Source organism: Aquitalea palustris (genome assembly GCF_003693445.1).
In the GTDB taxonomy this organism is placed as follows: Bacteria; Pseudomonadota; Gammaproteobacteria; order Burkholderiales; family Chromobacteriaceae; genus Aquitalea; species Aquitalea palustris.
The window spans coordinates 26,209-42,504 of sequence record NZ_RFAR01000009.1; the positions used below are offsets into that span (position 1 = coordinate 26,209).

General features: G+C 60.8%; 16 protein-coding genes. 2 read left to right on the plus strand and 14 right to left on the minus strand.

Annotated features, from left to right (window positions below):
- Window positions 1–4 precede the first annotated feature (4 nt).
- The gene (locus EAY64_RS03070) at window positions 5–940 is read left to right on the plus strand and encodes a GGDEF domain-containing protein (RefSeq protein WP_103523320.1); all 936 of its coding nucleotides are present in this window, start codon (window positions 5–7) and stop codon (window positions 938–940) included.
- Between the two features lie 6 nt (window positions 941–946).
- Here the strand turns inward: EAY64_RS03070 and EAY64_RS03075 are convergent, their stop codons facing one another.
- Window positions 947–1,579 (minus strand): LysE family translocator, encoded by a 633-nt coding sequence (locus EAY64_RS03075; protein WP_103523321.1) that lies wholly within the window; start codon window positions 1,577–1,579, stop codon window positions 947–949.
- A gap of 26 nt (window positions 1,580–1,605) precedes the next feature.
- Window positions 1,606–2,991 carry a UDP-N-acetylmuramate:L-alanyl-gamma-D-glutamyl-meso-diaminopimelate ligase gene (gene mpl / locus EAY64_RS03080; protein WP_103523322.1) on the minus strand — a complete coding sequence of 462 codons (1,386 nt, stop codon included), beginning with the start codon at window positions 2,989–2,991 and terminating at the stop codon, window positions 1,606–1,608.
- Between the two features lie 145 nt (window positions 2,992–3,136).
- Here mpl and ypfH point away from each other — a divergent pair, with 145 nt between their 5' ends.
- Window positions 3,137–3,823, plus strand: a complete 687-nt coding sequence (ypfH, locus tag EAY64_RS03085; RefSeq protein ID WP_103523323.1) for an esterase — start codon at window positions 3,137–3,139, stop codon at window positions 3,821–3,823.
- Between the two features lie 66 nt (window positions 3,824–3,889).
- Here ypfH and EAY64_RS03090 read toward each other — a convergent pair whose 3' ends face one another.
- From EAY64_RS03090 to EAY64_RS03145, 12 genes are all read right to left on the minus strand, one after another.
- On the minus strand, window positions 3,890–5,293 hold the full coding sequence (locus tag EAY64_RS03090; protein ID WP_103523324.1) for a sodium:proton antiporter: 1,404 nt from the start codon (window positions 5,291–5,293) through the stop codon (window positions 3,890–3,892).
- A gap of 107 nt (window positions 5,294–5,400) precedes the next feature.
- Window positions 5,401–5,790, minus strand: a complete 390-nt coding sequence (gloA, locus tag EAY64_RS03095; protein ID WP_103523325.1) for a lactoylglutathione lyase — start codon at window positions 5,788–5,790, stop codon at window positions 5,401–5,403.
- A gap of 52 nt (window positions 5,791–5,842) precedes the next feature.
- The gene (locus EAY64_RS03100) at window positions 5,843–6,553 is read right to left on the minus strand and encodes a M48 family metallopeptidase (RefSeq protein WP_103523326.1); all 711 of its coding nucleotides are present in this window, start codon (window positions 6,551–6,553) and stop codon (window positions 5,843–5,845) included.
- Complete coding sequence (locus EAY64_RS03105; protein ID WP_103523327.1) at window positions 6,513–7,283, minus strand: lysophospholipid acyltransferase family protein; 771 nt, start codon at window positions 7,281–7,283, stop codon at window positions 6,513–6,515. Before EAY64_RS03105 ends, EAY64_RS03100 begins: the two co-directional genes overlap by 41 nt.
- Window positions 7,284–7,312: 29 nt before the next feature.
- On the minus strand, window positions 7,313–7,849 hold the full coding sequence (gene gmhB, locus EAY64_RS03110) for a D-glycero-beta-D-manno-heptose 1,7-bisphosphate 7-phosphatase (protein WP_103523328.1): 537 nt from the start codon (window positions 7,847–7,849) through the stop codon (window positions 7,313–7,315).
- Between the two features lie 106 nt (window positions 7,850–7,955).
- The gene (gene glyS / locus EAY64_RS03115) at window positions 7,956–10,016 is read right to left on the minus strand and encodes a glycine--tRNA ligase subunit beta (protein ID WP_103523329.1); all 2,061 of its coding nucleotides are present in this window, start codon (window positions 10,014–10,016) and stop codon (window positions 7,956–7,958) included.
- Between the two features lie 3 nt (window positions 10,017–10,019).
- On the minus strand, window positions 10,020–10,454 hold the full coding sequence (locus EAY64_RS03120) for a surface-adhesin E family protein (protein ID WP_103523330.1): 435 nt from the start codon (window positions 10,452–10,454) through the stop codon (window positions 10,020–10,022).
- Between the two features lie 6 nt (window positions 10,455–10,460).
- Entirely contained in the window at window positions 10,461–11,351 is an 891-nt protein-coding gene (gene glyQ / locus EAY64_RS03125; protein WP_103523331.1) for a glycine--tRNA ligase subunit alpha, read from the minus strand.
- Between the two features lie 300 nt (window positions 11,352–11,651).
- Window positions 11,652–12,206 carry a cytochrome b gene (locus tag EAY64_RS03130; RefSeq protein WP_147456170.1) on the minus strand — a complete coding sequence of 185 codons (555 nt, stop codon included), beginning with the start codon at window positions 12,204–12,206 and terminating at the stop codon, window positions 11,652–11,654.
- 562 nt (window positions 12,207–12,768) lie between these two features.
- A complete protein-coding gene (gene tdh, locus EAY64_RS03135) occupies window positions 12,769–13,794 on the minus strand; it encodes an L-threonine 3-dehydrogenase (protein ID WP_103523333.1) in 1,026 nt (341 codons plus the stop codon).
- A gap of 69 nt (window positions 13,795–13,863) precedes the next feature.
- Window positions 13,864–15,063 (minus strand): glycine C-acetyltransferase, encoded by a 1,200-nt coding sequence (locus EAY64_RS03140; RefSeq protein ID WP_103523395.1) that lies wholly within the window; start codon window positions 15,061–15,063, stop codon window positions 13,864–13,866.
- Between the two features lie 241 nt (window positions 15,064–15,304).
- Complete coding sequence (locus tag EAY64_RS03145; protein WP_103523334.1) at window positions 15,305–16,270, minus strand: PDR/VanB family oxidoreductase; 966 nt, start codon at window positions 16,268–16,270, stop codon at window positions 15,305–15,307.
- Window positions 16,271–16,296 lie beyond the last annotated feature (26 nt).

Sequence of the window (16,296 nt, forward strand, 5' to 3'; positions counted from 1 at the left end):
CCCCATGGCCAGCTTCCCCTCATTCCAGTCGCTGATCGATACCGTACAGGGTGCCCTGCTGTTGGCACAGCCAGCCAGCGGCCGCATCATCAGCGCCAATCAGCTGGCGGCCATCCTGCTGGCCACGCCGCACGACGAGTTGCTGGGCCGCGATTTCGGCCAGTATCTGCAACACCCAGCCGACGCCGACGAACTCAAGGCCCTGCTGGCCAGCAACAGCATGGTCTATAACCGGCGGCTACAAATGAAAACCGCCACCGGCCGCCATTTCGAGGTGCAGCTATCGCTGCGGGAAGTCATGCTGGATGACAGCGTCACGCTGGTGATCAGCTTCAGTGACCGCACCGAAAGCCAGCTGATGAGCCAATTACTCAATTTCGAACACCAACTGGTGGAACGCTCGCTCAATCTGGTGAAAAGCATGAAGCACGAACAACAACCCAGCCACGATGACGATCAGCTCACCGGCGTGGTAGGCATGCCGCAACTACTGAGCGGAGCCCATGCCGAAACCGGGCGCATCCGCCGCTATGGCGGCGATCTGTCAGGCATGGCGGTACAGCTGATCAATATCCCGCAGCTGATTCCACAACAGGACAATGGCTCGGCACGACGCCACCTGCTGCGGCTGGCTGGCAGCCTGTGCGTGCAAAGCACGCGCGATAGCGATCAGGTGGCACGGCAGGAAGATGATGTTTTTCTGGTATTGATGCCCAATACCAGCCTGGAGGGCGCCCACGAACTGGGCCGCAGGCTGCTGCATTCGCTAGGGCAGCTCACCTATATCCATCAGGGGCAGGAAGAAAAGGCTCAGGCCTGCATCGGCATCAGTGCACTGCGGCTGGAAGAAAACTCGCCCAATGCCATGCTGGATCGTCTGCAGGGCGCACTGAGCTTGGCGCGGATAGCCGGAGCCAACCAGATCCACCGCCAGGCCTGAACCGGATCAGCGACGGCCCTCGCGGGCCAGATGCACGGCCATGACCGCCAGCACGCCACCCATCAGCCAGCGCTGCAAGCGCAAAAACAGCGGGCGGCCAGCAAGAAAGCGCGCCATGCTGCCAGCCAGCAACACCAGCAACGCATTGACCAGCAGGCTGATGGCAATCTGGGTAAAGCCCAGCCACAGCGACTGGCCCAGCACATTGCCTTGCGCGGTATCGATGAACTGCGGCAGCAACGACAGATACATCACGGCGACCTTGGGGTTCAGCAGATTGGTCAGCATGCCCATGGCAAACAGCTTGCGTGGGCTGTCTGCGGCCAACTGGCGCACTTCGAAAGGCGAGCGGCCACCCGGCCGGAGCGCCTGCCAGGCCAGATACATGAGATAGCCCGCCCCGGCCAAACGCAGCGCATCGTAAGCCAGCGGCACCGCCAGCAGCAGCGCGCTGATGCCTAGCGCGGCGCACAGCATGTAGCAGAGAAAGCCCGCGCCGACACCCGCCAGCGAAATCAGGCCGGCGCGCCGCCCCTGACAGATGGAACGCGACAGGAGATAGGCCATATTAGGGCCGGGTGTCAGCACCATGCCCAGCGCCAGCAGGGCAAAGGTCAACCAGTGAAGGGACTGTGGCATGGCGGGCTTTCTTCAGGGATGGGCGTTCAGTGTGCCTGAGTGGCAGCCAGCCCATCCAGCAGTTTCTGATGGATGCCACCGAAACCGCCATTACTCATCACCAGGATATGGTCGCCCGTCTTGGCCTCGGCCAGAATGGCGGCGATCAGCGTGTCCAGCTGGTCGAAGGTTTCCGCCTTGTCGCCCATGCCCTGCAGTGCCTCGGCCGGACTCCAGTTCAGGCCCGCAGCGGAGCAGAACACCCGGTCGGCCAGTGCCAGCGAGCCGGGCAAGGCGTCTTTCATCGTGCCCAGCTTCATGGTGTTGGAGCGAGGCTCCAGTACCGCCAGAATGCGTGCACTGCCCACATGGCGGCGCAAACCCTCCAGCGTGGTGGCAATGGCGGTGGGATGGTGGGCAAAGTCGTCATACACGGTAATGCCGGCCACCGTGCCGCGCACTTCCATGCGGCGTTTTACATTGTCAAAGCGTGCCAGGGCGGCGATGGCATCGCGTACCGCCACCCCGGCATGGCGGGCGGCAGCAATCGCGGCCACCGCATTCAGGCGGTTGTGCTCGCCCAGCAGCGTCCATTCCACCCGGCCTTGCGGCTGGCCATCCAGCAATACATCGAAATGACCCGCCGCATCCGGCTCGCCAGCCTGCCAGCCAGTAGCCACGCCGAACGCTTCCACCGGGGTCCAGCAGCCACGTTCCAGTACCCGCGTGAGGCTCGCTTCGCGGCCGTTGCTGACAATCAGGCCTTGTGCCGGAATGGTGCGCACCAGATGGTGGAACTGGGTTTCGATGGCGGCCAGATCAGGGAAAATATCGGCGTGATCGTATTCCAGATTGTTCAGGATGGCCGTGCGCGGGCGGTAATGGACAAACTTGGAACGCTTGTCGAAGAAAGCGGTGTCGTATTCATCGGCCTCGATCACAAAGAAGGGGCTGATGCTGGCCGGGTCCTGCGCCGGCACACCGGGGAGGCGGGCCGATACGCCAAAGTTCTGCGGAATGCCGCCAATCAGGAAACCCGGCGCCAGGCCGGCGTCTTCCAGAATCCACGCCAGCATCGAGCTGGTAGTGGTCTTGCCATGGGTACCGGCCACCGCCAGCACCCATTTGTCCTGCAATACATTCTCGGCCAGCCACTGTGGCCCGGAAATATAGGGCAGGCCACGATTGAGGATGGCCTCCATCAATTCTTTGCCACGGGTCACCACATTGCCTATCACATACACATCAGCCCCCAGCTCCAACTGCTCGGCACCAAAACCCTGGGTCAGGGTAATGCCCATGGCCTCCAGCTGGGTGCTCATCGGGGGATAGACGTTGGCATCACAACCGGTAACGGTGTGGCCGGCCTGCTTGGCAATGGCAGCAATGCCGCCCATGAAGGTGCCGCAAATGCCCAGGATATGAATGTGCATGACAGTAAATGCTGTGTTGACCGCGAGGGGGCTATTATAACGCCGCCTTGGCCGCATAATTCACTTGTTCGCACGCGGCTGACACCGCGGCACACTGCACTCAATCACCGTGGGTAGCTAGCGCTGCCCCATCAGGAGAATCACCATGACCCACGATATCGTCATCCAGCGTCCCGGCCAGCCACAGCAACTGATGCTGCTGTTTCATGGTGTGGGCGCCACCCCGGACAGCATGCAGCAAGTGGGCCAGTATCTGGCCAAGGGCTTTCCGCAGGCGCTGATTGTCAGCGTGGCCGGCAGCCATGCCAGTGATCTGGGCCAAGGTTTCCAGTGGTTTTCGGTGCAGGAAGTCACCGAAGAAAATCGCCCGGCACGGGTGGCAGCTGCCCTGCCCGACTTTCTCGCTGCGGTAAGACGCTGGCAACAGGACAGCGGCCTGGGCCATGCGGCCACCGCCCTGGTGGGTTTCAGCCAGGGCGCCATCATGGCCTTGGAGGCCGCGGCAGCCTACCCGGAACTGGCCAGCCGGGTGCTGGCATTCAGCGGGCGCTTTGCCAGCCTGCCGGCAGCACCGCTGGCACAAACCACGGTGCACCTGTTCCATGGCAAGGCCGATCCGGTGATTCCTTACCAGCACAGCATTCAGGCGGCCGAACATCTGATCGCGCTGGGCAGCGATGTCACCGCCGAGATCGAGCCCTTTGTCGGCCACCACATCCATGAAGATTTGCTGGAAAAGGCGCTGGAGTACCTGCAATCGCATATCCCGCGCCATGTGTGGGACGAGGCCATGAGCGCCAGCCCGGAACAGGCGGCCATCAAGCCCAAGTAAACAAGCAAACCCAGGTAACAAGACTGCAGCGGCGCGCCCCCGGAGTGGAGGCACGCCGTTTTTGCATCAGAAGAAAATCCAGGTCAGCAGGGCAAACAGCGGCATCAGCACGCTGATGGACCACAGCATGTAGGCAAAGAAGCTGGGCATGGCCACGCCGCGCTGCTCGGCAATCGACTTGACCATGAAGTTGGGCGCATTGCCGATATAGGTATTGGCACCCATGAATACCGCCCCCATGGAAATGGCCAGTAGCGTCTGGGCCAGCGGCCCCATCAGCGTGCCGGCATCACCATCGGCCAGATTGAAAAACACCAGATAGGTTGGCGCATTGTCCAGGAAACTGGACAGCAGGCCGGTCATCCAGAAATACATGGCATTCACCGGCTGGCCATCGGCAGCGGATACCGCATGCACCAGTGCGGCCAGCTGCCCGGCCGTACCTGCGCGCAAGATGGCAATGGCCGGCGCGATGGTGACAAAGATGCCGGCAAACAGCTTGCCCACTTCCAGAATCGGTGCCCAGTTGAATTCATTGCCCACCCGCACCTGCTTGGGCGTGACCCACAGGGAAACAATGGTCAGCAGCAGCAACAGGCCATCGCGCACCAGATTCTGCAACTCGGCATGCACGCCGGCCACTTCGAAATGCACCGCCGGCTGCCAGAAACCGGACAACAATACCGCCCCCACCACGCCGGCCAGCAACAGGAAATTGATCTTGCCGAACAAGTGCAAGGGTTGATCACGATGCGGCTTGAACTCCTCGTCCTCACGGCGGTAGAAATAGCTGTCCACCGCATAGAACACCAGCAGCAGCAAAGCAGCCAGCAGCGCCACCGGCAACAGCATGTGCTGGAAGGTCCAGCCGAAGGTCACCCCTTTGAGAAAGCCCAGAAACAGCGGCGGGTCACCCAGCGGCGTCAGGCCACCGCCCACATTGGCCACCAGAAAAATGAAGAACACCACCACATGCACCCGGTGCGTGCGGTTGTCGTTGGCCTTGAGCAAGGGCCGGATCAGCAGCATGGCGGCCCCGGTGGTGCCCATGATGGAGGCCAGCACAGTACCGATGGCCAGAATGCTGGTATTGACCCTGGGTGAGCCATGCAGGCTGCCGCCCACCAGGATGCCGCCGGACACGGTATACAGTGCCAGCAGCAGCATGATGAAGGGGATGTATTCGGTAATCAGCGCATGCACGATCAAGCTGAGCGTGCTGCTGGCCCCGAAACTGAAGGCAAAGGGCAACAGGAACAGCACGCTCCAAAGCGCGGTGACCTTACCGAAATGATGATGCCAGAATGCCGGGGCAAAAATCGGAAACAGGGCAATGGACAGCAGGATGCCGGCAAAGGGCAGGACCCAGGCCAGGCTCAGCGTGGTGCCATCCAGCTCTGCCGCCTGTGCCATGGCAGGCAGCGTGAGCAGCAGGATCAAGCTGAGGGTATTGCGCAGAGTAATAGGCATCGTGGCTCCGGTTGCGACGGATGGTGGGTAGGGTGCAGATGCAAAGGGCTGGGGCACTAGGCCCCGGCCTGTTCGCCTTCCGCCGGGATGGCGGAAAAGCGGCTGCCTTACAGGCTGCCCTTCTGAATGAACTCGATCTTATAACCGTCCGGGTCTTCCACGAAAGCGATGACTGTAGTGCCATGCTTCATCGGGCCGGCCTCACGGACTACCTTGCCGCCCTTGGCGCGCACCGCCTCACAAGCCTGGTAGGCATCTTCCACACCGATGGCGATATGGCCAAAGGCATTGCCCAGTTCATAGCTGTCGGTATCCCAGTTATGGGTCAGCTCCAGCACGGTATGGTCGGTTTCATCACCGTAGCCGACAAAAGCCAGGGTAAAGCGGCCTTCCGGATAGTCCTGGCGGCGCAGCAGGCGCATGCCCAGTACTTCCTGATAAAAGGCCAGCGAACGTTCCAGATTGCCGACGCGCAGCATGGTGTGCAGAAATTGCATGGTATGACTCCTGTATCAGGTTAACCGCCCGTACTCACTACCGGACAGGCGACTAGCCAAAACGAAACAGGCTACTCCCCTGTTGTTTCAACCAGTGGCGAGCATTTTTCCAGTCGGGAAACAAGCGGGCGGTTTCCGCCCAGAAGGCGGAAGAATGGTTCATGTGCAGCAAATGGGCCAGCTCGTGGGCCAGCACATAATCGATGATGGGCAGCGGAGCCTGCATCAGCCGCCAGTTGAGGCGGATATCGCCAGCGGCGGTACAGCTGCCCCAGCGGGTGCGGGCCGATGACAGCGACAGCTTGCCCGGCTGACGCGGGCAGTGCACGGCGAACTGCCCCAGCCGCTGGGCAAAGCATAGCTGGGCCTGACGCTTGAGCCAGACGCTGACCACAGCCTGTAGGCCAAGCGTGTCACCCGGGGCAATGCCGCATACCTGCAGCACATCGCCGTTCAGCCGCGCCGTGCGGCGCTGGCCGCCCTGCAGCTGGATGGGCAGCTCGCGCCCCAGATAAGACAGGCTGGTCAGATCGGCCAGCTGCTGTTTTTGTTCCCGCTGTGTCAGCACATGCCGGGCAATCCAGTCCTGCCGCGCCAGCAGCACCTCGCGCAAACGGGCCTGGCTGATGCGGGGGTGGGCAATCAGCTCCACCCGGCCATCGGCAATGCGGATGCCTATGCTTTTGCGCACCCGCCGCACCAGGTGCACCTCTACCGCGCCCTCAGGCAGCGGCAGGATGGTCCAGGCGGCGGCGCTTGTCATCGGGGTGGGCAAAGGGGCCGACGCCGCCGATCTCGCGCTGGCGCGCCTCGATCCACTGCTGCGCCTGCTGGGTCATGGCCTCCGGGCCAACACCATCCTGCGGGCGGATGGCCGGGCCGATCACCACGGTAATCTCGCCCGGATATTTCAGAAAAGCATTGCGCGGCCAGAATTCACCGGCATTGTGTGCCACCGGCACCAATGGCATGTCCAGCTGACGCGCCATGCGCGCTGCGCCGTGTTTGTATTTGCCAGCCACACCCGGCTTGGTGCGGGTACCTTCGGGAAACACGGTAATCCAGAAGCCGTGTTTCTTGCGCTCCAGCCCCTGTTGCAGCATGCGGTCGTTGGCTCGGGAACGGTCGGAACGATTGATGGCAATGGGGTTCATCAAGGCCAGGCCCCAGCCGAAGAAGGGCAGCCACAGCAATTCGCGCTTGGCGACATAAATCTGCGAGGGAAAGATTTTCTGCAAGGCCAGGGTTTCCCAGCCGGACTGATGTTTGGAGCAGATGATGGACGGCTCGGACGGGATGTTCTCCGCACCGATCACCCGGTATTTCAGGCCCACCACATGCACCAGCAGCCACAGCATGATCTTGGCCCAGCTCTCGCCAAACACATGGCGGGTACGGCGTGGCAGCGGTGCGGCGATGAACAGGCCCAGAAAGCACAGCGGCGTGACAATCAGCAGCAACAGCCAGTAAATCAGGTTACGAATCCAGATCATGGGTTATCTCAGCCTTGGGCTTAGCCAGTTCACAGATTGATCAAGTGCTCGGCGGCGTCGAACAGGTCGTCGAACACCAGCGTTCCTTCGGGCAGTCCGCCCTTTTCCAGGGTCTTCATGCCTTTGCCGGTACGCACCAGAATGGGCTGTCCGCCAACCGCAGCCACCGATTCCAGATCGCGCAGGCTGTCGCCAATCAAGGGCAGGCCCTGCAGCTTGACATTGAAACGCTCGGCCAGCTCCAGCACCATGCCCGGCAGCGGCTTGCGGCATTCACAGCCATGATCCGGCCCGTGCGGGCAGTAGGCGATGGCATCGATACGGCCACCAGCCTGCCCTACCAGCCGGTGCATCTTTTCATGCATGGCATTGAGTGCATGCACATCGAACAGGCCACGCGCCAGGCCGGACTGATTGGTGGCCACCACCACATGCCAGCCGGCCTGGGTCAGGTTGGCGATGGCTTCCAGACTGTGCGGCAGCGGTAGCCACTCCATGGTGTTCTTGACGAAATCATCACGGTCTTCGTTGATGACGCCGTCGCGATCCAGGATGACAAGTTTCATGGTTTTCCTTGCGATGGGAGAACAATCCGGCCGGTAAACAGGCTACCGTGCCGGATTGATGCAGGCAAAAACTGCGCCAGCCGGCCCCGCAGGACCGGCTACAAGCTTAATCCGCCAGCAGCGAGATATCCGCCACGCGGTTGAACAGATCAGCCAGACGGGCCAGCAGGGCGATACGGTTGGCACGTACCGCCAGGTCGTCTGCCATCACCATCACGCCATCAAAGAAGGCATCCACCGGCGCCTTCAGGCTGGACAACTGGGCCAGCGCACCGGCAAAGTCGTGCGCGGCAAACTTGGCATCCACCTGCGGAGCCAGTTCGGTCACGGCAGCGTACAGTGCCTGCTCGGCCGCTTCGCTCAGCAGGGCCGGGTTGACCGAACCCACTTCGCCTTCGGTTTTCTTCAGGATGTTCTTCACGCGCTTGTTGGCGGCGGCCAGCGTGGTGGCTTCCGGCAGCGCCTTGAAGGCGGCCACCGCAGCCAGTACTGCCGGCACTTCGTTCAGGACCGAAGGTGCCAGTGCCAGCACGGCATCGACTTCATCACCCTGATAATCGGCAGCCAGATAGTTTTTCAGGCGGTCCATCATGAAGGCAAACACTTCGTCTGCCGTGGTGGCAGACAGCTTGCCTGCCGGGAAAGCAGCGGCCACCAGCGCCAGCAGGGCCTTCAGGTCCAGCTTGGCTTCCAGCACCATGCGCAACACACCCAGCGCAGCGCGGCGCAGTGCGTAGGGGTCTTTGTCGCCAGTCGGAATCAGGCCGATGCCCCAGATGCCGACAATGGCTTCCAGCTTGTCCGCCAGCGCCACAGCGGTGGCGATGTCACCTTGCGGCAAGCTGTCACCGGCAAAGCGCGGGTGGTAGTGGCCTTCGATGGCTGCAGCCACCACTTCGCTTTCGCCGTCGTGCTGGGCGTAGTACATGCCCATCACGCCTTGCAGCTCGGGGAATTCACCCACCATGTCGGTCACCAGGTCGGCCTTGGCCAGCAAGGCGGCACGCTCGGCCACGGCCTGGTCGGCCCCCAGCAGCGCGGCGATCTGGCCGGCGATGGACTGCAGGCGCTCTACCCGTTCCAGCTGGCTGCCGATCTTGTTGTGGTAAACCACCTCGGCCAGTTTGGCCAGGCGGGTTTCCAGACGGGCTTTCTGGTCTTGCTCGAAGAAGAACTTGGCATCAGACAGGCGGGCGCGCAGCACGCGCTCATTACCCTGAATGATGTGGCTGGGGTCGGCGGTTTCCAGATTGGACACCAAGAGGAAGCGGTTCATCAGCTTGCCCTGGGCGTCCAGCAGCGGGAAGTACTTCTGGTTCTGCTGCATGGTGAGAATCAGGCATTCCTGCGGCACCTTGAGGAATTCGGCTTCAAAGCCGGCTTCCAGCACCACCGGCCATTCCACCAGCGCGCTGACTTCGTCCAGCAGGGCGTCGTCGGCAGCGATGGTGGCACCATGCACGGCGGCGGACTCGGCCAGACGCTTGCGGATCAGTTCGCGGCGGGCATTGAAGCTGGCCAGCACCTTGCCTTGCTCGAACAGCACGCGGGCGTAGTCATCGGCCTTTTCCACCATCACATCACCCGAGGACAGGAAACGGTGACCACGGGTGGCATTGCGGCTGGACAAGCCCAGCACGCTGCCTTCGATCACGGTTTCGCCCCACAGCATGATCAGGCCATGCACCGGACGCACGAACTGGTAGTCCAGATCGCCCCAGTGCATCAGCTTGGGGATGGGCAGCTTTTTCAGCGCCAGCGCCACGATATCAGTGAGCACGGCGGCCAGCGCTTCGCCGGTCTTGGTGCTCTCGTAAGCAAACACATCCTGCTTGCCATCGCTCATGGTGCTAAGCGCAGACACGTCCACGCCGCAGGAGCGGGCAAAACCGGCCAGTGCCGGAGTGGGCTGGCCATCTTTCATGCCTGCGGCCACGGCCGGGCCCTTGCGCACGATTTTCTGGTCCGGCTGCACAGCCAGCACGGCCGGCACTTGCACGGCCAGACGGCGCGGCGAAGCGAAGGCAATGGCCTCGACATCGGCGGCGACGAATTGCAGTTTTTTCAGTTCTTCGGAAATGGTCTGGGCAAAGCTGAGCGACAGCTTTTCCAGCGCCTTGGGCGGCAGCTCTTCGGTGAGCAACTCGATAAGCAGGGTGGCGTTCATGGTTTATTCAGATTTCTTGTGCGGAGCGGTTTTGGCGAGATAGCACACGACTTGCAGCATGGTGTCGGCCACCGAGTTCTGGTACACCGGCTGCCAGTTCCAGGCAAAGCGCTGCACCGGGAACATGCTGGAATACAGATGGCGGTTATTCTTGCCGGCGTATTCCAGCCCGACCAGCGCGTATTGCTGTTTGGCGCAATCGGCATAGCCGGTGGTGCGGCGGATGTAATACTTGATGTCGGTGGCCTTGTCGTACTGGCGCTCGCTGAACCGTTCCTGATTCACAAAATGGACCAGCCCGTCCTGCTCCACCCAGATGGAGTTGCGGTCCATGGCCAGTTCCAGGGCAGAGCCCTGCTGGTAGACGCCCCAATCGGCGGTTTCGGCCAGCGCCGGCGTGGCGGCCAGGGCAAGCAACAGGCTGATCCTGAGTTTCATTGGCAATCAGGCCTTGGGACACATGGGAAAGCCCAGCGCCTCGCGCGAGGCGTAATAGGCTTGCGCCACGCCACGCGACAGGGTGCGTACCCGGCCGATATAGGTGGCACGCTCGGTCACCGAGATGGCGCCGCGCGCATCCAGCAGGTTGAAGCTGTGGCCGGCCTTGAGCACCATTTCGTAGGCCGGTAGCGCCAGCGGAATCTCCAGCAGGCGCTTGGCTTCGGATTCGTAGTAGCTGAACAGTTCGAACAGCTTGGGCACATTGGCGTGTTCGAAGTTGTAGGTGGACTGTTCCACTTCGTTCTGATGGTAAACATCACCATAAGTCACGCGCTGGCCGTTGGGATACGCAGTCCACAGCAGGTCATAGACGTTTTCCACGCCCTGCAGATACATGGCCAGACGCTCGATGCCGTAGGTGATTTCACCCAGCACCGGCTTGCAATCCAGGCCGCCCACTTGCTGGAAGTAAGTGAACTGGGTCACTTCCATGCCGTTCAGCCAGACTTCCCAGCCTAGGCCCCAGGCACCCAGCGTCGGGTTTTCCCAGTCGTCTTCGACAAAACGGATGTCGTGCACGGTGGGGTCGATGCCCAGCACCTTGAGCGAACCCAGATAGAGTTCCTGGATATTGGCCGGCGACGGCTTGAGCGCTACCTGGAACTGGTAGTAATGCTGCAGACGGTTCGGGTTTTCACCGTAACGGCCGTCCTTGGGACGACGCGAGGGCTGCACATAGGCTGCATTCCACGGCTCCGGGCCGATGGCACGCAGACAGGTGGCCGGATGCGAGGTACCGGCGCCCACCTCCATGTCGAAGGGTTGCATGATGACGCACCCTTGCTCGTTCCAATAATTCTGGAGGGTAAGGATGATTTCCTGAAAGGTAAGCATAGACGTGGGGTAGCTAGTGAAAAGTCAAAGGACGATTCTACCGCCTAGCGCCCCCGGCGAAAAGCAAGGCAGTAGCCGAATGATGTGCCGCGTTGTGCATTGCACGACAACAAGAGTATAGCCAAGCGCGATGAGGTGGCGGCGCAGGTAGCAGTTTGCCAGCCGCGCCAGCGGCTTGTTGGGTAGGGAGCAAGGCCAGGGCAGCCCGATCCGGGCTCTGGCTCCATCCGGCCTTGTCCCTCCCTGCCGTCCGGGGTGGGCCGTCAGCATCGCCCCCCTGGCATCAGGAATGCGATGCGATTACAGCATGCGCCGCAGGATGGGGGTGCGCTCCAGCAACTGATGCTTCAGCACCGCACCAATATGCAAGATCACCAGCATGGCCAGCGCCATGCAGGCGATGCGGTGCACTTCAAATAATGAAGCAGTCAGCTCGCCTTGATGAAAGGGGGTGGGTATCCATAGCACACCGAAGAAATAATACCCATCCGGCACCATTAAAAAACCGCTCGCCAGCACCAGCATGGTCAAAAAATACAAGAGATGGTGTGCGGCATGAGCAAGGGCTGCCATGAATGGCGAGGTGTTTGGCAAGGGTGCTGTGCGATTGCGCAGCCTTGATAGCACTCTGACGGGAAACAGGAATATCAGCACGGTAGCAACTGACATATTGAGATGGGAAAGAAAACTTCTTAATGACAAGGGGAAGATATGACTGAGCATAAATCCAATTATCGATGCATAGATAATCGACACGGCAAATACCCAATGCAAAATTCGCGCAAGCCTGCTGTACCGGCCAATGGCATCTGGATGCACCCTATTTTCTTCAGACCACTGTTTCAAGGAATGCATGATCGGACGCACTCCAGCCACGAAGCCAAGCAATTCATCAGCCAACTTTCAAGATATTTTCCATAAGCGATGGCCGACTATACCCAAATCAGGAAAAAATGCAAATGATTATCATTTACTTACATGAATGACCACTTAGCCCTGCGGATACCCGCGCAAACAAGCAGTACATTTAGCCCCGCAGTCAGCTCCCCGCTCAGCGTGGTGCCGTGCAAATGGCCATGGTGAACGATGGGATAAACCGCCGGAACGGCAGGTCGATTGAGTCGCTGGGGATGTGAGCACGCAGCACAACCGGCATGGCGATCCGGCACACGGAGCAGAATCTGGCCAATTGGCATAAGAAATTAGCCAAATCGAGACCACCACTGAAAAAACGGCAGGCTTTGCACCTGCCGTCCATCCCGATTACCAAGCTGCTCAAAGGCGTGCGAGCCAGGGTGAGAGCAGACGAAAACAAGCCACAACCAATGGGGAAACGGAATTGATCTGGCGTAAATGTGCCCCCCGCCGATCTTGTTAGCACCATCTCACTGGCGCGCAGCAGACCTAGAACCGCTCCTTAGCTCCAGTCCAGAATCACCTTGCCGCTTTGACCGGACAGCATGGTGGCAAAGCCCTGCTCGAAGTCATCCACCTTGAAGTGATGGGTGATGATGGGGCGGATATCCAACCCAGACTGGATCAGCGCCACCATCTTGTACCAGGTTTCAAACATTTCCCGGCCATAGATGCCCTTGATTTCCAGGCCCTTGAAGATGACCTGGTTCCAGTCGATGGCGGTATTGGACGGCGGAATGCCCAGCAGCGCCACCTTGCCGCCGTGGTTCATGGTTTCCAGCATCTGGCGGAAGGCCTGCGGATTGCCGGACATTTCCAGGCCCACGTCGAAGCCTTCACACATGTGCAGCTCGCTCATCACCTGTTTCAGGTCTTCACGCGCCACGTTCACCGCACGGCTGGCCCCCATCTGGCGGGCCAGATCGAGGCGGTAGTCGTTGACGTCGGTGATGACGATATGGCGCGCACCCACATGCTTGGCGATGGCCACCGCCATGATGCCGATGGGGCCGGCACCGGTGATCAGCACGTCTTCACCCACCAGATTGAAGGACAGCGCGGTATGCACCGCATTGCCGAAAGGATCGAAGATGGCCGCCAGGTCGTCGGAGATGTCGTCCGGAATCGGGAAGGCATTGAAGGCCGGAATCACCAGGTATTCGGCAAATGCGCCTTCGCGGTTGACGCCCACGCCCACGGTGTTGCGGCACAGGTGACGACGGCCGGCACGACAGTTGCGGCAGTGACCACAGGTGATATGGCCTTCGCCGGACACGCGCTGGCCGATTTCAAAGCCGCGTACTTCTGAGCCCATGGCAGCGACCACGCCCACGTATTCGTGGCCCACATGCATCGGCACCGGAATGGTTTTCTGCGCCCATTCGTCCCAGTTCCAGATATGGATGTCGGTGCCGCAGATGGCGGTTTTGCTGATCTTGATCAGCAGGTCGTTATGGCCGATTTCGGGCTGGGCCACATCGTTCATCCACAAACCGGGTGCGGACTTGAGTTTGGAGAGTGCTTTCATTGCATTTACCTGCCTGTCTGTTGCGCGCCCGCCGGCCAACAGGCCCACGGGCAAAAGTCTGGATGCGGTTCAGTCGATCACTTTCAGCTCGCGGCCCACCTTGATGAAGGCGGCTACCGCACGCTGCACCTGCTCCACCGTGTGGCCGGCCGACATCTGGGTACGAATGCGCGCCTTGCCCTTGGGCACCACCGGGAAGGAGAAGCCGATCACGTACACGCCCTCCTGCAACAGGCGGGCGGCCATTTCGCCGGCCAGGCGGGCATCGCCCAGCATCACCGGGATGATGGGATGCTGGCCCGGCACCAGGGTGAAGCCGGCAGCGGACATTTCATTGCGGAACAGCTCGGCATTGCGCTTGAGCTGGGCGCGCAGCTGCTGGCCTTCGCTGTGGATCAGCTTGAGCACTTCCAGGCTGGCGGCGGTAATGGCCGGTGCCAGGCTGTTGGAGAACAGATAGGGGCGCGAACGCTGACGCAGCAGATCGACGATGGGCTGGCGCGCCGATACATAACCACCGGAGGCACCACCCAGCGCCTTGCCCAGCGTGCCGGTGTAGATGTCCACCTTGTCGGCCACGCCGCACAGTTCCGGTGTACCGGCGCCGTTTTCGCCGATAAAGCCGACCGCATGGGAATCATCCACCATCACCAGTGCACCATGACGGCCCGCCACTTCGCACAGGGTTTTCAGGTCGGCAATGATGCCGTCCATGGAGAACACGCCATCGGTCACGATCAGCTTGAAGCGGGCACCGGCCGCTTCGGCGGCAAGCAGCTGGGCCTCCAGATCGGCCATATCGTTGTTTTTGTAACGGAAACGCTTGGCCTTGCACAGGCGCACGCCATCGATGATGGAGGCGTGGTTCAGCTCGTCGGAAATCACCGCGTCTTCTTCACCCAGCAGGGTTTCGAATACACCACCATTGGCATCGAAACAGCTGGAATACAGAATGGTGTCGTCGGTACCGAGGAAAGCAGAAATGGCCTGCTCCAGATCCTTGTGCACCTGCTGGGTGCCACAAATGAAGCGCACCGAGGCGCAGCCATAACCATAGTCATCCAGCCCGCGTTTGGCGGCGTCGATCAGACGGGCATCATCGGCCAGACCCAGGTAGTTGTTGGCACAGAAGTTGAGTACATGGCGACCACCGGACAAGGCGATATCGGCACGCTGCGGGGTGGCAATCACCCGTTCCGGCTTTTCAAAACCATCAGCGCGGATTTGCGCCAGCGTCGCTTCAAGATGGGCAAGATAGGTATGGTTCATGGCAGGGATGTCCTTGTAGGCCAATCGTGGGGCGCCGGGTTCGAGCAGCTGCGGGATCGCCGCGCGCCTGGAAACTGTCATCCATTCTAGCCCAGCGCATGCGGCTTTATCAGTGACAGTTATCAAGGATTTCACCAAGCAGCTGTCACCTTGCTGCAAGCAGTTTTCGAACAACTGTCATCACTCACCCGGCGGAGACTTCCCTACCAGGACAGGCGGCTGGCTGGCCGCCCGCCACTGCTTACAGATCGAGCACCAGCCGGGAAGTGCGCGCCCGCGATACACAGATCAGCAGGCTTTTCTGCGCAGCCTTTTCCTCTTCACTGAGGTACTGGTCGCGATGTTCGGCCTCGCCTTGCACAATGGCGACTTCACAAGTGCCACAAACGCCCTCGCGGCACAGGCAATCCACGGCGACCGAACCATCCTGCTCGATGGCTTGCAGAATGCTTTGTTCGCCCTCAACCCGGATTTCGCGCCCGGAACGGGCCAGCACCACGGTAAATGCCTCTCCGCCTTGCGTGCTGGCGGCAAACTGCTCCCAATGCAGGCGCGCTGGCGGGATGCCCTGCGCCTCCCCTGCCGCCTGTACGGCCTGAATCAGCGACTGGGGCCCGCAGACATAGACATGATCTTGCCCGGTCATTTGTTGCAACAAGCCGGCGACATTGCACTGCTCGCCTTTGGCGGCATCATAAAAATGGCAGTGCTCACCGTAACGGGCGGTCAGTTCATCAACAAAAGCGGCCTGTTCGCGACTGCGAAAGGCATAGTGCAATGCAAACGCGGCACCGCTTGCCTGCAGCTCCTCCATCTGCGACATGAAAGGGGTGATGCCGATACCACCGGCAATCAGGATCTGCCGGCCACTGCTGGCATGCAGTGCAAACAGGTTGTTAGGCGGGGATATCTGCAGGATGTCACCCTCTGCCAGGTGCTCGTGCATGAAAGCCGAGCCTCCCCGCGAGGCTTCCTCACGCCGCACGGCAATCTGGTACTGCTGCAGCTGGAATGGAGAACTGAGCAGCGAATAGGCATTGTGGATAAGACCGCTGGCGGTGGGCATTTGCACAATGACATGGCTGCCACCACTGAAGGCTGGCAGCGGACCGCCATCTGCGGCCTGCAAGGTAAAGCGTTTGATCAGCGGACTGGCTTGTTCGATCCGCACCACGCGGACGGCAATATTCGGGGTCTGGAGGGTCATGTCGCTTCATGCTCGGAGTTGACTGG

Bases quoted from the DNA above. Each gene is read 5' to 3' on its own strand.
- EAY64_RS03070 (WP_103523320.1), top strand. From the start codon at position 5: ATGGCCAGCTTCCCCTCATTCCAGTCGCTGATCGATACCGTACAGGGT.
- EAY64_RS03075 (WP_103523321.1), bottom strand. From the start codon at position 1,579: ATGCCACAGTCCCTTCACTGGTTGACCTTTGCCCTGCTGGCGCTGGGC.
- mpl (WP_103523322.1), bottom strand. From the start codon at position 2,991: ATGCACATTCATATCCTGGGCATTTGCGGCACCTTCATGGGCGGCATT.
- ypfH (WP_103523323.1), top strand. From the start codon at position 3,137: ATGACCCACGATATCGTCATCCAGCGTCCCGGCCAGCCACAGCAACTG.
- EAY64_RS03090 (WP_103523324.1), bottom strand. From the start codon at position 5,293: ATGCCTATTACTCTGCGCAATACCCTCAGCTTGATCCTGCTGCTCACG.
- gloA (WP_103523325.1), bottom strand. From the start codon at position 5,790: ATGCAATTTCTGCACACCATGCTGCGCGTCGGCAATCTGGAACGTTCG.
- EAY64_RS03100 (WP_103523326.1), bottom strand. From the start codon at position 6,553: ATGACAAGCGCCGCCGCCTGGACCATCCTGCCGCTGCCTGAGGGCGCG.
- EAY64_RS03105 (WP_103523327.1), bottom strand. From the start codon at position 7,283: ATGATCTGGATTCGTAACCTGATTTACTGGCTGTTGCTGCTGATTGTC.
- gmhB (WP_103523328.1), bottom strand. From the start codon at position 7,849: ATGAAACTTGTCATCCTGGATCGCGACGGCGTCATCAACGAAGACCGT.
- glyS (WP_103523329.1), bottom strand. From the start codon at position 10,016: ATGAACGCCACCCTGCTTATCGAGTTGCTCACCGAAGAGCTGCCGCCC.
- EAY64_RS03120 (WP_103523330.1), bottom strand. From the start codon at position 10,454: ATGAAACTCAGGATCAGCCTGTTGCTTGCCCTGGCCGCCACGCCGGCG.
- glyQ (WP_103523331.1), bottom strand. From the start codon at position 11,351: ATGCTTACCTTTCAGGAAATCATCCTTACCCTCCAGAATTATTGGAAC.
- EAY64_RS03130 (WP_147456170.1), bottom strand. From the start codon at position 12,206: ATGCATTCCTTGAAACAGTGGTCTGAAGAAAATAGGGTGCATCCAGAT.
- tdh (WP_103523333.1), bottom strand. From the start codon at position 13,794: ATGAAAGCACTCTCCAAACTCAAGTCCGCACCCGGTTTGTGGATGAAC.
- EAY64_RS03140 (WP_103523395.1), bottom strand. From the start codon at position 15,063: ATGAACCATACCTATCTTGCCCATCTTGAAGCGACGCTGGCGCAAATC.
- EAY64_RS03145 (WP_103523334.1), bottom strand. From the start codon at position 16,270: ATGACCCTCCAGACCCCGAATATTGCCGTCCGCGTGGTGCGGATCGAA.